Below are 13,921 nucleotides of genomic sequence, written 5' to 3' on the forward strand. Positions count from 1 at the left end.
CCGCCGTCCGCACGCCTGACAGCTCGGGTTGATGGGTAGTGAACCCCTCTGTGGCTGGGGCGGTCGGCTCCACGGCTTTAGGCAGCCACTTTGGGGCGAGCCTCTAAGATCATGGCCCCAACGTCGTGCTTTACCGGGCAGGTCCACAGACTGCCCGACGCGCCGGAAGCTTACGGGGCCATGATCGCTCGCCCCAAAGCAGCTCCAGCCCAAAGCCGCTCCGTCGACCTAGTGGTTTCGACTCGGGCTCACTCCAGCATTAAAGTTTGGCTCACAGAAGCATCGAACGGGAGTCGCCATATCATGGCGATCTAGCAGATCTTTCGGATACTCAATGTGGGCATCCTGAAACTTTAGCCCGTCCTCCCTACTGACAGAACATGTGTCGTCTTTCACCATCGCCCGCCTACCGTCGAATACCACAAGGAAGCCACGACGATCAAATGTTCCCGCACGGTCCCTGGTTCGGTCGAGATAGTCAGCCAACTGACTCAGCCCATCACGGGCTCGCTGCTCAGACCACTCTTTAGTCTTCTTAGGCGGATTGAGCTTGCCGCTCTTCCCGAGCCACTTAATCTCAATTAGTCCAATTTTGTTGCTATTACCCCATCTGATGGTAATGTCGATTGGATTCTTATGATCAACTGGAGTTTCCTGCGTGATATCAGGGTTGCCTTCTCTGAGGCTGCTCTTCAGATGCTGATAGAGAGAGAACCGCATTTGATCCTCGGGCCCCGGCAGCCACATCACGCGACCTTCTTCTCGCCAAACGGCAGCCAGAATACGACATTCACTGGACCTTGCCATTCGCACCGCATAATGATCAAGACACTGCGCTAGGTCCTTGAACCTGGAAAGCCCGAAAATCCTGGTGTATGCCATGGTGGCCGGCACTTCACCTTCGACCCCATCAACCCAAATGCGCTCATCTGATTCAGGGCGATAGCGGTACACGATGGCGCCCGGCGAAATGACATCCAGGTCATGAATCTGCTTCCAAACTCGAAACCTTCCATCGGCGAGTACCTCAACGGTCAACGTGCCGTAATTGTGCAGTGCAAGCTGGCTCGGCTCTTCGAGCACATAAGGAAGATCGGTAACGCCTAGAACTCCATCGGCAAACCGGTAGACAACAGTCAGCGACTCGCTTATCGACTCGTAGTCGATTACATTAAGCACGGTCTTCAAGTGCGGAAGAAATTCGCGTAGAACACTCGCCCCCTCCGCGCCAAACTTCCGCATCATTAGAGTGAAGTAGTGGTTCTGTGCAATTTCTGCCAGCCGACTCAGATCGCTCAACGTAGCCCCCCGCTGGCCGCCCCGCCCTGATCATCCTGTTCCAATAGGAAGCTAAGCCACACTACTGCCGGAATCATATAGTCGGGCACATTCTTACCCAGCGACGCCTCGAGCACCTGAAAGTGTCGATAGATCTGCGAGATTCCTGCATCATCCAACAGATGCCTTGAGTGCTTCAGTGCGCGTGCGTTGTGAAGCTGCGGCTCCAGCTCCACGCCCTCTTTGACGAAAGAAAGCGGCATCGCCACCGCGGCCCCAGTGGCTCCGCGGAGGTAAGGAACGCGAGGAGTGAATCTCGTAAGACGCTCCCATCGGTCCAGTTCCTTCTGGCCGCGCTCAGAGATCGTCATGAATTCGTCGGCAGTCGAAATGAGTCCGCTTGCAATCAGCGAATCAGAAGCTTCAAGCAGCTCGATACTGAATGGCGAAGAGTCGGGAGTGGCCACAAACGGATAGCCCCACTTCGCAACAGGGCGACCGTCATACAACCCCAACATGCAAGCCAAGTAAATGAAGATCTGCACTTCGCCGAGATTCAGCGACTGGTCAGCTTTGCTCAGCTCGCCGACGACGAAGAGGTGGTCGAATGACGCATCCGGATTCACCACTTTCACCACAGACCGTCGCCGTCCAAACTGTCCTGAATTGCCCGGTAGGATTCGTCGAACAGATCCTCGGCATCGGCCTGAACTTCGGAAAGAACTGCCCAGTTAGTCATGCGCTCTACATGCATCAGCCGCCTACGGCAGGTGCGAGCTAGTTCGAGGACTAGGCGGCTAGAATTCAGATTGGCAGTCATGACGAGTCGGTTCCCCCGATCCACAAACTCGCCAAACATTTCACCGGCTCGGCGCTCGTATGCAATGTCGAGAGAACCTTCCGGCGTGTCAACGAAGAGGCAGGCTGTACCTTCCTCACCGACCATAAATTCCGCCAAGGCCATACGAAGCGCAATATCAATAAAGTAGCGCTGACTCTCTGAGAGTTGGTTCGACTCCCGCCGCTCATGGCCGTCGATTGACACTACTAGCTGAGGACCGCGAGCCCGCTGTTCCAATACGAGGCTCAGATCCAGACCGAGAAATGCATGCGCCAAAGACTGGAATTTCGGGACAAAATCCCGCTCCGCTATGGCGTACTTCTCGGCGAGCTCTCGCTGCAACGGTTCAAGAAGTGCCTTATATTCGTCTCTGCGATGGCGGAAATCGTCGCGACGCCTTGCCGCATCGTTCTGCTGTGCCTCAAGCTCCTGAGCCAGGGCAATGATTCCCGACTGCGCCTTGATCTCATCCTTTCGTGAGATGTAACTTGAGTTTGCTTCCTCGAACTGAGCAAGCTCCTCGCTCGCGGATAGATACTCAACACGCAAGGCCGCAAGTTCACGTGTAATTCGATCAAGAGTGTCCTGGCGCTCTTGCACGAGCTCGCCGGCTTTGCGAAGTCGCTCGTCAAGTGCTTCAAGGTCAACGAAGGTTTGGTCTTCGTTAGCCGCTTCACTCACCGCTGTCCGACACAGCGGGCAATCACCACACTCGAGCTGAGTACGGACCGAACTGACATCAACCTCTTTGGCGCCACAGACTCCGCACTCATTCTCGTGTAGGAGGCGTGCGATGAGGGGGTGCTGCGTTGGCCTAGCGTGGGGACTCAACCGTTCGCCAAACAAGCGACTGTACTCCACGCTCAGCGAATGATGATTCGCTACTGCAGTGCTGACAGCAAGCTTGGCGTCCTTTTCCTGTGCACCTTTTTCGTCAACGCGCGTTTCAAGGTCGTCCTTGCGTTGCTGCAGAAATTGGAGTCGCTCTTCAAGATTCTCATTAACCTCGAAAGGGGAATCCGCCCGAGCTAGTAGTTCAGCCCTGCGCTCGCGGGCGGTGGTCGCAGCATATTGCGCGTTCCGAGCTTGCGACTCAAGCTTATCCGCTTTCCTTTGCCATTCTCCGGCTTGATCCGCTTGAGCAGGATCCAGCCCGAATACTAGATACAGAGCAAATCGCGCAACCTCAGTATCCCAGAACAGTAGATGCCGGCGCTCGTCAAATGTCAGCAGGAACAGTTGAAGAAATACGAGCTGCTCAAATCGTGCCAGTCCCGTATGCTGCAGGATTAGTGACCTATAGAGGTCATGGAGTTCAGCTCCTGCATCTGCATCTTCAGGATTAGCATGCTTCTCGACGCTAACGTCAGGGCCACTGACAGTTAGCCGGCGTAGTGCCTGTGGAGCGAAAAACCCGCGCGTCACCTTGTATTGGTGCTCCCCGACGGAAAATTCGAGGGTCACTTCCGCGCTATCTCGATCCCGTTGATGCACTCGGCCTGTAAAATACTCTCCGGAATACGGCAGGCTATTCCGGTAGTATTCTGCGATTGACAGGATCTTCTGGTCGGGGGCTGCGACGATCCCAGTGAGGGCGTAGTTGATGACTGACAGGAAAGTGGATTTCCCAAGCCCATTTGCGCCCACTAGGCAGAAAACGCCGTCGCCAAACTGTACGGTATTTTCCGTTTTGTTCCTATAGAGGCTAAAGTGAGAGAGATTTACCTTTTTGATCAGTGGCAGTCGCACTCGTCGCCTCTCCTAGTCTCTGGTCCCCCGCTGCGCGCCGGTGTGCATAGAGTAGCGATGCCGCTACGGGCTCGCTAGGTCATCAGTGATGCGGTACGGGCTGCACGGACGTAGCGCAAGACCATCCGGGGCTGCCCCGGGCCTGCCACGCCTCACCAACACCCTCACCACGTGGCATCATGTTCTGTCTTGTAACGCACGCTCCGCACCCAGGCAGGGGGAAGCGCAGACGTGGCCGGGATATAGGGAGTTTGGATGCCAACCGAGGCAGACGTACTGACTGCGCACTACAGGTCGCTCCAGCGTAAGTGGCTGGTTAGTGACGGCTCGCAGGTCTACGGACGTCTTGTGGTCCCTAACGGGAACTCCAGCCGGCCCTTTCATCGATGGTTTCACCTGAAGGAAGCTTACTCAGCCAATTTGCTCCCCCAGATCTTGAGCGACTACGGGACGCCTCCTGATGAGCATCTGCGTGTGTTCGACCCTTTTTCCGGTAGTGGGACCACCCTGCTCAGTGCTGTCGACCACGTCGCATCGAAGCCCTCACTCAATGTCTCTGCAGTGGGTGTGGAAAGGAACCCGTTTCTTTGGGAGCTGGGCACTGCAAAATTGCAAGGCCGAATTTCGGGTTCTTTGCTAGTTGATCGAGTCGAGTCTGCATTTAATTCTGTCGTCGAACGCTTCAAAGACACGCATGTCGATGACGTTCTAATTCCGGAACAGTCGACCATCAAGAACGAGAAGTACTTTCCGAGGCAGAATGTGCAAGACCTCGTGGCTCTCAGGTGCGCCATCGCCGATGTTGACGACACGGTAGCGCGTTCCATTCTGCGAGCATGTCTCGCTAGTAGCGTCGAGCCCTGCGGTCAGCTGCGTCGAGATGGGCGGGCCCTTCGATACGCTCCACTGCGTGAACCCCGGTCCCCTCTGCCGGTCTTCACCGAGCGCATTAGTGCCGCTACTCATGACCTGACACTCACTGAGCCATCGACTGCATTCGGTGATATTCATTTTGGTGATGGTCGTAACCCGCCACCTTCGGCAGCCGAGGATTCGTACGACTGGATCGTCTTTTCTCCACCCTATCCGAACAACATCGACTACACCGAGGTGTACAAGACAGAGGCTTGGATCTTGGGCTGCTACGACTCGGCACAGGACATGCGAAACCAGCGTCTGTCGACCATCAGGAGCCATCCCAGTATCCGGTTCGACCTTGATTTCCTATACCGAAGTCTTACTGTGGCTCCGGAGGTCGAGAGGATAGTAGAGCCGATTGTAAATGCCATCCCTGACGACCGATATGCAGCGGGTCGGCGTGAAGTTATTCGCGGCTATGCTGACGATATGTTTGCCACGCTGAGGAAATGCCGGGAACTAATCGCAAAGAACGGCCGTCTTGTTTTCATTGTCGGCAACTCTGCGCATGGTTCTCAAAACTCTTCAAGCTTTGTAATTGCTGCAGATGTGGTAATGGGTGCGCTGGCCGAGTTGACTGGATGGCGCGTTCAAGAACTGAAGATTGCCCGGCAGTTGAAAAGGAGGACATCAGATTCTGAGTTCCTCCGAGAGAGTGTTGTTGTTCTACAACCTGTGTAGTGCGGAAGAAGGTGCTGCTCAGCAAGTCAGCCGAGACGTAGACGCTCGGACATTGTGGACCACCTGTGGACACGAGGGTCGAGGCGCTGTGTAGGCAGGTACCTGAGCAGCAACAACGCCCATGACACACGCCGCCTCCGGAGCCGTGTGCGCAGGTTCGAATCCTGCCGGGGGCACTCCAGCTCGGACAGCGTGTTCAACCCGCTGACCAGCGAGAGTGCCAGACACAGAGACCCGGACTCAGTCCCACTGAGTCCGGGTCTCTGTCGTTGTGTGTCACTGATCGCGAGTGAGTGGCGAGTGAGCCCAGCCTTCGCGAAGCCCACCAGCAGCACATCGGGCACAGCTTTGACGGCGCTGTCGTGAGCCACTGAGGTTGCTACTTCTACCCCACCGCCTTCGCGCCCTCCTCCGGAGCCACACGCGGAAGAACCTTGCCCTGCGACGGATTCAACTTGAAGTAGGCGACGTTGCAACGGTTCGTCTTGATAGACACCAAGTCGTATGTGTCTCCGGCGGCACTTAAAGCAATGGCAGCAACCTTCGACAGGTCACAATCGGCACCCAACGCTTCGCGGAGAGTCACGCCCAAAGGGCGCTCTGCCCTAACGTCGTCGTTTTCGATCATCGCGATGACATCGCTCGGAGAAGGTGGCAACACCTGCTCCGCCTCAACACTTTCAGCAGGATCCGGAGGGTTGGCTCCCCAAGCGAATAGAGCGATCCCTAGGGCGGTCATGCCAGCCCCCAAGAACATTGTTTTCCTGGAATCTTCGTACGCTTTGGCTACGCGACGCAGGCTAGCAACATGGAGAATCCGTTGCTCCACTTGCGATAGCGACTGCAAGGCGTAGGACGCGCTATAGAACTCGGCATCCAGTCGCTCAAGGCGGGCTTTGCGATAACTCTCGACTTCGCCAACCGGAGCCTCTGCGTATCTCGCCGTGTAGGCTTTATTCTTCCGCAGCTGCGCCTTCTTAATTTCACTCGCCAACGCTTGCACGTTTTCGTAACCGCCGAGAAGCAGGGAGTCCTGCTCAACCTCGCCGCGAATATCCTGACCCTCAGCCTGGGACAGCCATGCCAGGCTCGCGTAGCTTTCTGTAACGACTGAGCTTGCTGCATAAATTGCTATAGCCAATCCGGCGAGCCCAAGCGCCACTCCCCCAACGGCAGGAACCCAGCGGATCGGATCGTCTAGCTGCAATCGACCGATGTTCGCCAGCTGCAAGCCACCAAACAGAGTAACTCCGACTGCAGCGAAACTGACGAGAAGCCACTTCGCAGACTCGCGAATTCTGTCAGCAGCCGAACTGAGTCCCGTAGCCGCCTCGTCCTTTTTACTCTCCGCCATGCCCGAACACCATCCTCAGTGGACGGTCCTGCTTCACCGCCCTGTCGGCCAGCGCACGAAGGTCAGTCTCGGCCGGATCACCGGCAACGCCAAATGTAAGTGGCTCGCGACCCGTATCCACCTGAGCTAGTCCACGGCGGAACAAGGCCAGATCAGTGGCGTCTATGTGGTACGCGGCCGCCACGGGTCCTTGATCAAAGTCAATCGGCTCAGGAATCACTGGAGGAGATGGAGGCGATTCAGTCCCCGCCGTGGTAGGGGCCTGTACGTCGTGGGTGCATCTGAAGCGCAATACAAGACCTCCAACATCCACTTGCGTGACTTTTCCACATTCCCCCTGAAAAACGAGCTCAAGGGGGGCTGTATGGGTTCCATCGATCTGAGTAATCACCACTGACCAACTCCTTCGAGAAGCTCCCAAAGTAGATCGTTCCCCAGGGTGCAAACCAGAATCACGCGCTAAACGGGTGAGGCCGTGGAGCACAAGGCGAAGCACTGCTACCTACAGCGCGTTCGCCACACATCGTGCTGCCCTTCTCCCTTCAGAGCCGCACGATGTGATGGGGAGGCACGGGAGAGGGATCAACCCAACCTTGCGGCAGGTGGCGGGCCCTCCATCCAACCCATTGCCTCTTCGATCTTCCTGTTGTTGAGCACCTCGTGTCCGTCGATGCAACCCTCATAGCGACGGTGGATGACTTCGGGCGAGTTGCCCGCCCGTCGGGCCACCTCGGCGACGGGGACACCCGCGTTCAGCCAGTTCGTGATGCACGTGTGGCGCAGGTCGTACGGCCGGTGGGCGAGCGGTGAATCCACCTTGTCCGGCGAGAAGGCGATTGGCCGGGCCTCCTGCCAGACCCTCCAGTAGCTGGACGTCCCGAGTACGGCGCCTCGCTCGTTGGCGAAGAGCCGGCCGTCCTTCGCCGTGCCGAACTCCGCTATGTGCGCGCGGAGCATGGCAACCAACGTCGGAGGAATCGGGACGGGGCGGTCTGCTTTGGGCTCCCGGGACTTGAGTCCGCGCTTGTCGTGGCGCTGGCCCGAGTCCGTCCACCGCTTGCCGGACACCGGCCGGGTGTCCTTGAGGGTGAGCGTCCCCCACCCCTTCTCGGGGAGGTAGCAGTCCTTCTGCCGAAGCCCCACAGCTCAGCTGGCCGCATCGCCGCCTACATCTGACAGGCGAAGAAGGCGACGAGTCGACGCCCGCGGTTCCGGTGGACGGAGGCCACGTAAGAGACGGCAGTGAGGAGCTGCTCGCCCTGGACAGCGTTGACCAGGACCCGGGGGTCTACGACGTCACCCTTGGTGGACCCCGCACGCTTTACCCCCGCGAGCGGGTTCTCCTCCAGGTAACCGCACTCGATGGCGTACTCCATGGCCGTGTTGAAGCCGCGGCGCCGGCGCTTGTGTCCGGACCGTCGATCGGATCGATCTCCACCTGACCCCAGCTGGTCTCCACGATCATTCGTCCTCCTTGAGGTGGGCCTCGATACGCCGACTCGCCACTTCCTGACGGCCGCCCAGGCACTTCGCGTACCGACCGAGGAGCACCTCCACGCCGCTGCCTGCCCGCTCACTACCTCGGCCGCGTCCACGCCCGCGTTGAGCATTGCAAAGAGTGCGGAGTGCCGAAGGTCGTACCGGACCGCCGGGCAAACGGCGAGGTGGCAACGGCAGGCGGGAGGGCGAGTTCCGCCGTCATGGCTGGCGCGGAGGCGGCGCAGGTCGGGAACGAGGGGCGCACGTCCGGACTCGTTGATCGGCGAAATCGACGACAGTTCGGCCGGGGGCCGCGCCACAGCCGCACCGGGAGAAGCGCGGTCCGGCGCCGGAACAGACCCCGTGTTCACAGACCGTGCTCGTCCATCAGCCGCATCAGGTTCCGCTTGCGCTTCTGGCTGGCGCGCAGGTCGGTGACGTACGTGGTGAAGTCGTCCGGTGTACCGAGGCGGCTGTGGCAGTCGCGGATGCTCAGGAGCAGGCTGACGAGCTGTTCGTAGGCGTGGTTGCCGGTCTCGCGGGTGAGGCGGCAGGCCAGGCGGAGGTAGACGGTGAGGGCGTCGGCCGGGCGGCTGGGGCGGGACTGGTCGGCGAGGGTGAGCCACTGGCCGTCGTGGGCGCCGTGTTCGCCGGCCGCATGCCAGGCGGCATCGACGTCCCTGTCGTCCAGCAGGGCATCGACGAGAACCCGGCCGCCATCGGCGCGTAGGAGGTCCAGGGCGTTCTCGCGCTCGGCCGGCCAGCGGTCGGCCGCCTCGGCGGCGGCGCGCAGTTGGCGGTAGGTGAGCAGGGTGTGTCGGGCGGCGAAGTGGTCGCGACGCAGGGTGACGGCGTCGGTGAGCCGGTCGGTCCGCGTGTAGCGGTCGGCGAGGTGGTCGACGAGGGCGGTGTCGACGCTGGCCAGGTCCTCGGTCTCGCGGATGCCGCGCTCGGCCCATTCCAGGGCTTCGGCAGTGCGGCCGGCCGTGTCCAGTTCGCGGGCGATCAGCAGGTGGGTCTGGCCGTCCGGCGCGAGGTCGGCGGCGTGGACGGCGATCACCGTGTCGATGTCCCGCCCCGCCTTCGCCAGGCGTTGCATCAGGTGCTTCTCGGCCCATCCGGACCGGTGGGCCTTCCACGCCTCGGTCGCGTGCTTGCGCAAGGTGCCCATGCCCTGGTCCCCGAGCGGGTCCTCGTAGTCGAGCGGGTCGATGTCGAACAGGTCTGACGCGTCGTCGAGCGCCTGAGTCACCAGCCAGTGCGCGAGTTCCTCCGGGTCGGGGCGGGCCTCGCGGCAGGCGTCGTGGTGGGCGTCGGCCAGGTCGGCCCCGACCTCGCCGAGCCGGCCGTCGGAGTCGTCGACTCTTTCGACCACCCCGGCCAGCAGTCCCATCGCCTCCCGGGCCAGGACCATCGCGTCGGTGGCCCGGTCCGAGGCCGCCAGCGACCGGATCGCGGACACGGCCTGCCGCGCCTGCTCGGCGTAGGCACGGGCGTCGGCGTACTCGACGTAGCCGTACTGGGCGAACGGCCCGATGTCGAGCAGCTCACGGATGCGGGAGCGGACCTCGGCCAGGTCCCCGCGAGCGCTCGCCGCTCTCAGTTCCAGGCGGCGACGCAGCTGCCGGTCCTCGGCGATCTCCTCCCGCACGAGGGCGATCAGGTCGTCCCGAGAGAGGCCCGTCAGCCAGGCCTCGAGGGAGCGCGCCCTGCCCATGGCCGACGTACGCTGCCGGGAGAGGTCCGCTTCCCGGCCGACCACGGTCAGGCCGAGCGCGACCAGATGCTTGCAGAAGTTGCCCTCCTGGCCGTACGGGCAGTCGCACGTGCCCCTCGGCTTCCTGTGCCCACCCAGGAGCAGCTCCACTTCGTACCGCTCCGTGCCGCGTACCGACGCCCTGATCCAGCCGTCACCGGCCTCGACCCCGGACACCGCCTCGACGTAGGCGAGCCCGCGCTCGAACGAACGCTCCCCGGCCAGCGCCCTCAGTTTCGCTTCCGTAAGACCGCCCACGACTCTCCGCCCTCCGATCCGACCAGGGCTACGCCCAACAGCCCTCACCCTAAAGGTCGTCGACTCGGACAACCCCGGAGATGAGAACGGTGCCATCCTCGCGAGGCGATGCCTCCAGCAGTTCGGGCAAGTCGTCAGGCCGACTCAGCCTCCGGCCGACCCTCTTCGGAAAGGTGCCGCATGGCACAGGGGTGGGCCCGAAGAAGAGAGACCTGCCTCCGCTGAAGAGCACGACTGTCGTCGCCCGTACCGTCCGTGCGTGGAGAGCCGATCGCCGAGCCCACCCGGCGGGTCATCGCGCGGGCGCCCCGCAAGCACGGCAATGGTGTCGAGCCGGAGACGCGGACACCGCCGTGAGCGCCGGCTTCGTGCCGCAGATTCGTGAGAACACGTACCTATCAGGACGGAACGGGACAGCACGGTATGTGGAGAAGCCGTGCACGCCACGCACACTGTCGTCCCGTCGTCATCCCTAGGTTCAAGTACCGCGGGCGAGCAGCGACGCCCGCCCGAGCCGTCACCCCTGGCGGGTGCGCCGCAGGCCGAGGGCAAGCGAGTCCTGCCTCTCTTGCGCGACTGAGACGCCAGGCATGAACAGAGGACGTACGCATATGAAGACCCGGATCTCGGCTGTTCTCATCGCCCTGCTGGCGATGCTGGGCCTGAACGCCGGCAGCGCCCAGGCCATCACGTACAACCAATTGGCCAACAACTACTACGTCGGGGCCGGAAGCCTGTGCGCGACGCCGAAGGGGAACAGCACGGCGAACGGCACCATCATCACCACCTGGAGCTGTACCGGATCCGACCTGCAGCAGTGGACTTACCAGGGCCAGTACATCGTGCACGAGGCGAGCGGGAAGTGCCTCACCCCCCAGGGAAACGCCAGCAGCAGCAACGGCGCCGTGCTCACGCTCTGGACCTGTGACTGGAGCTACGGTTCGCCGCAGCGTTTCGTCGTCGCCAACTACCCGGCGCGTGTCTACACGACCTGGGGAGCCAAGTGCATCACGAACTACGGTGGTTCGATGGCGAACGGCGTCTACCTGACCCTGTGGACCTGCGCTTACGGCCAGGTCCCGGAGCAGAACTGGTCCATCTGAGTCGGTGACGGAAGGTCCCCCGTCATCCCTCCTCCGTAAGGCCGAAGTGGCGGGAGACCTCCTCGATCGTGAAGCGGGCCCGGAGTTTGCAGGCCGAGTTCTGGTTGGCGAAGAAGCCCGGGCGCCACAGCGCCCGGGCGCGGGGGACGGCGCGTTCCCAGGTGACGGGGACGATCCATTCGCGGCGGTCCTCGTCCGTGCCGTCCGCCTCGTCGCCGGCCCGTCGGTAGGTGCCCTTCAGCGGGAGGTCCGCCATCCGGCGGGTCTCGCCGTCGACGTCGAGGAGGGCGTCGGCGAACGGCTGCGGCTCACCGAAGACCGTGCCGACGCCCACGTAACCCGTCTTGGGGATGTGCGTGAACACCCGGGCCCCGAGAGGCAGGGAGCGGAGCGTGCGGGAGAACCAGTCGCCGCCGCCAGCCGAGACGAACCCGTGGCGCAGGGCGTCGTCCCAGTCCCGCCCGTCGGAATCGTCGCCGAAGGAGACGTACCAGTCCGTCCCGTTCCACGGCTCCTGCTTGCCGCGCCGCTTGCCGCCGGCCGGTGGTGCGGCGGCCTCCGTCTCGTCGATGAGCCAGGTGCGCGCCAGGTAGGAGCGGCCCTCGTCCTCGAAGTAGCGGAAGAAGAGCACGTTGACCGGTACCTGGAAGCCGGACGCCAGGTAGGTGACGATGCGTTCGGTCGCCGGGTCGATCTCGCTCGCCACGACGGTCAGGGCGTGGTTCGCGTTCAGGACCTCGGGCGGGCTGCCGCCGAACCGGAGCGCGAACGCCTCGTCCAGCTCCGCCGGCAGACCCCGCCCGCGGGCGTACGAGGCGTAGATGTCGCGGATCTGCTCGTTGGTGAGGTCCTGGACCCAGGAGCCGTAGTCGAGGACCTGCGCCACCACCTCGCGGGGCGTGCGGTCCCGCTTGAGTTCGAGGACGTGCAGGCCGCCTTCGGCGTCCATCCCGAGCAGGTCGACGATCTTGCCGTACTGCGTGGTCACCTGCCGGCCGATCAGCAGGAGCGGGGACCCGAGGATGCCCGGGTCGGCCTCGATGAACTGCTCCAGGCGGGATTCCTGGGGCATGGCCCGGGTGGCGACGCGTACGGGTGTGTCGTCCACCCGCCACAGTCCGAATTCGAGCGGCATGTCCCGTCCCCTTCCACCCGGTTCACGTCCCTGCGGCTTCGGTTCAGGTCCGGATCGGCCGAGCGGGAGTCAGTATGCCGTCCGCGGGCGCCGGACGCGGCCTGTCGGCAAAACCCCGCCCGGACTGCGGCACTAGAGCCCCAGGTGCTTCCGCATCGCCCTGATGTCCGCCTGGTCCTTCGCCCGGCCCGAGCGGAGTTTCCAGGCGAGGACCTCCGGCAGGGGGCAGAAGGGGATGCCCTGGATCATCTCGGCGCCGTCGATCAGCGCGTCGGTGTCGGGGCCTCCGGGGAGCCAGTGGTCGAAGACCTCGACGGTGCCGTCGAAGAGCGGCACCACGAGGCCGTGGCCGGAGGCGGCCGGGGTGGCCGGGGCGAGGGTCAGGGCGATCTTCCAGGCGTCGCCGCGCGCCACGACGTCCAGGTCGCTGACCTCGTCCCGGAGGCCGTGGGCAAGCAGGGGCCCGCTTCCCGCCACCACGTAGTCGGTGGGGGGAAGTTCCAGGGAGAGCAGCCGGTGGACGAGGGGGTGCCGCCTGAGCTCCAACGGAACCACCGAACCTCCTACAGGGCGGACAGCCCGACCGCTGTGCGTGCCGCCATGCTCATGGCCGCCGCAGCGAGGACGCTGACCAGCGTACCGACGAGGAAGTACTTCGAGGCGTGATTGACGTGGTCGACGGGGGCGCGGGCGAGTGCCTTGGCCGCGAGGACGAGTGCCGCCGCCTCCGGCTGGCCGGCCGCGAGGAAGAGGAACAGGATCCCGCGTTCGAAGAGGCCGATGTTCCGGCCGCCGCTGTCGATCAGCTGGAGGGCCATCGTCTTCGCGGGCCCGGCGGCCAGGGCGTGGATCTCCCGTTCCACCGGGTCCGTCGCGGCCTTCACGAGGGAGCCTCCGCCGAACACCGCCAGCAGCATGGCGGAGAACATCACCGTCACCCGGTCGCTCAGCAGCAGCCGGTTGCCGAGGTCCACCGTCGTCGGGGCCGCCGCCCAGAGTCCGGTGAGCCCCGCGAGCCCGATGACGAACGCGCCGCTCTTCCTCGCGCCGCTCATCGGCCCGAGGGTCACCGGGGTGGTGACGGAGAAGCCGGGGGACAGGGTGCCCGGGCGGTGGAGGAGGATCGCCGCGCCCAGGGCCAGGAGTCCGGCCGCCGCGAGGGCGATCCAGGGTTTCGTCTCGTGCCGGTACGGGGCGATGGCGTAACCGCCGTACGCGAGCGTGAGGAGGATCGCCGGCCAGGGTCGGTCCCTGAACCAGTCGCGTTCCCACGAGACCACCAGCGGCGCCGCGAGGCCGAAGAAGACCCGTGCCGTCTCCATGCCGTTCCCTCCCCCGAGGTCCGACCGGACGCGTCGATCGCGCCGGC

At 62.8% G+C, this 13,921-nt stretch carries 12 protein-coding genes and 1 pseudogene; 2 read left to right on the plus strand and 11 right to left on the minus strand.

The window, feature by feature from the left end; all coding sequences use genetic code 11:
* Positions 1-228 precede the first annotated feature (228 nt).
* The 3 genes from ACE1OA_RS11190 to ACE1OA_RS11200 are packed head-to-tail and all read right to left on the minus strand — an operon-like array spanning position 229 to position 3,868.
* Positions 229-1,299: a hypothetical protein gene (locus ACE1OA_RS11190; RefSeq protein WP_432752714.1), complete on the minus strand. Its 1,071-nt coding sequence runs from the start codon at positions 1,297-1,299 to the stop codon at positions 229-231.
* Positions 1,296-1,904, minus strand: coding sequence for a hypothetical protein (locus tag ACE1OA_RS11195; RefSeq protein WP_432752715.1), 609 nt, complete (start codon positions 1,902-1,904; stop codon positions 1,296-1,298). The genes ACE1OA_RS11190 and ACE1OA_RS11195 overlap by 4 nt, the downstream gene beginning before the upstream one ends.
* Positions 1,905-1,909: 5 nt before the next feature.
* A complete protein-coding gene (locus tag ACE1OA_RS11200) occupies positions 1,910-3,868 on the minus strand; it encodes an AAA family ATPase (RefSeq protein WP_432752716.1) in 1,959 nt (652 codons plus the stop codon).
* Positions 3,869-4,123: 255 nt separating this feature from the next.
* Here ACE1OA_RS11200 and ACE1OA_RS11205 point away from each other — a divergent pair, with 255 nt between their 5' ends.
* The gene (locus tag ACE1OA_RS11205; RefSeq protein WP_432752717.1) at positions 4,124-5,467 is read left to right on the plus strand and encodes a hypothetical protein; all 1,344 of its coding nucleotides are present in this window, start codon (positions 4,124-4,126) and stop codon (positions 5,465-5,467) included.
* 385 nt (positions 5,468-5,852) lie between these two features.
* Here the strand turns inward: ACE1OA_RS11205 and ACE1OA_RS11210 are convergent, their stop codons facing one another.
* The 5 genes and pseudogenes from ACE1OA_RS11210 to ACE1OA_RS11230 form a co-directional block, all read right to left on the minus strand.
* Entirely contained in the window at positions 5,853-6,821 is a 969-nt protein-coding gene (locus tag ACE1OA_RS11210) for a hypothetical protein (RefSeq protein ID WP_432752718.1), read from the minus strand.
* 582 nt (positions 6,822-7,403) lie between these two features.
* Entirely contained in the window at positions 7,404-7,889 is a 486-nt protein-coding gene (locus ACE1OA_RS11215) for a hypothetical protein (protein ID WP_432752719.1), read from the minus strand.
* 98 nt (positions 7,890-7,987) lie between these two features.
* Positions 7,988-8,197 carry a hypothetical protein gene (locus ACE1OA_RS11220; RefSeq protein WP_432752720.1) on the minus strand — a complete coding sequence of 70 codons (210 nt, stop codon included), beginning with the start codon at positions 8,195-8,197 and terminating at the stop codon, positions 7,988-7,990.
* An 85-nt stretch (positions 8,198-8,282) separates the two neighbouring features.
* Positions 8,283-8,511: pseudogene (locus ACE1OA_RS11225) on the minus strand (tyrosine-type recombinase/integrase); the annotation flags it as partial.
* A 156-nt stretch (positions 8,512-8,667) separates the two neighbouring features.
* Positions 8,668-10,314, minus strand: a complete 1,647-nt coding sequence (locus ACE1OA_RS11230) for an SWIM zinc finger family protein (RefSeq protein WP_432752721.1) — start codon at positions 10,312-10,314, stop codon at positions 8,668-8,670.
* A 590-nt stretch (positions 10,315-10,904) separates the two neighbouring features.
* Between ACE1OA_RS11230 and ACE1OA_RS11235 the strand changes: the two genes are divergently transcribed.
* Positions 10,905-11,417: an RICIN domain-containing protein gene (locus tag ACE1OA_RS11235; RefSeq protein ID WP_384869484.1), complete on the plus strand. Its 513-nt coding sequence runs from the start codon at positions 10,905-10,907 to the stop codon at positions 11,415-11,417.
* A gap of 22 nt (positions 11,418-11,439) precedes the next feature.
* Here ACE1OA_RS11235 and ACE1OA_RS11240 read toward each other — a convergent pair whose 3' ends face one another.
* The 3 genes from ACE1OA_RS11240 to ACE1OA_RS11250 form a co-directional block, all read right to left on the minus strand.
* Positions 11,440-12,552, minus strand: a complete 1,113-nt coding sequence (locus ACE1OA_RS11240) for an endonuclease NucS domain-containing protein (protein WP_432752722.1) — start codon at positions 12,550-12,552, stop codon at positions 11,440-11,442.
* A gap of 132 nt (positions 12,553-12,684) precedes the next feature.
* Positions 12,685-13,107, minus strand: a complete 423-nt coding sequence (locus ACE1OA_RS11245; protein ID WP_384869488.1) for a hypothetical protein — start codon at positions 13,105-13,107, stop codon at positions 12,685-12,687.
* A gap of 8 nt (positions 13,108-13,115) precedes the next feature.
* Positions 13,116-13,874: a hypothetical protein gene (locus ACE1OA_RS11250; protein WP_356608432.1), complete on the minus strand. Its 759-nt coding sequence runs from the start codon at positions 13,872-13,874 to the stop codon at positions 13,116-13,118.
* Positions 13,875-13,921 lie beyond the last annotated feature (47 nt).

The sequence above is a fragment of the Streptomyces sp. JL2001 genome (assembly GCF_050917515.1).
In the GTDB taxonomy this organism is placed as follows: domain Bacteria; phylum Actinomycetota; class Actinomycetes; order Streptomycetales; family Streptomycetaceae; genus Streptomyces.

Coding starts and splice junctions, on each gene's coding strand:
- ACE1OA_RS11205 (WP_432752717.1), top strand. CDS start 4,124: ATGCCAACCGAGGCAGACGTACTGACTGCGCACTACAGGTCGCTCCAG.
- ACE1OA_RS11220 (WP_432752720.1), bottom strand. CDS start 8,197: ATGGAGTACGCCATCGAGTGCGGTTACCTGGAGGAGAACCCGCTCGCG.
- ACE1OA_RS11240 (WP_432752722.1), bottom strand. CDS start 12,552: ATGCCGCTCGAATTCGGACTGTGGCGGGTGGACGACACACCCGTACGC.
- ACE1OA_RS11210 (WP_432752718.1), bottom strand. CDS start 6,821: ATGGCGGAGAGTAAAAAGGACGAGGCGGCTACGGGACTCAGTTCGGCT.
- ACE1OA_RS11250 (WP_356608432.1), bottom strand. CDS start 13,874: ATGGAGACGGCACGGGTCTTCTTCGGCCTCGCGGCGCCGCTGGTGGTC.
- ACE1OA_RS11235 (WP_384869484.1), top strand. CDS start 10,905: ATGAACAGAGGACGTACGCATATGAAGACCCGGATCTCGGCTGTTCTC.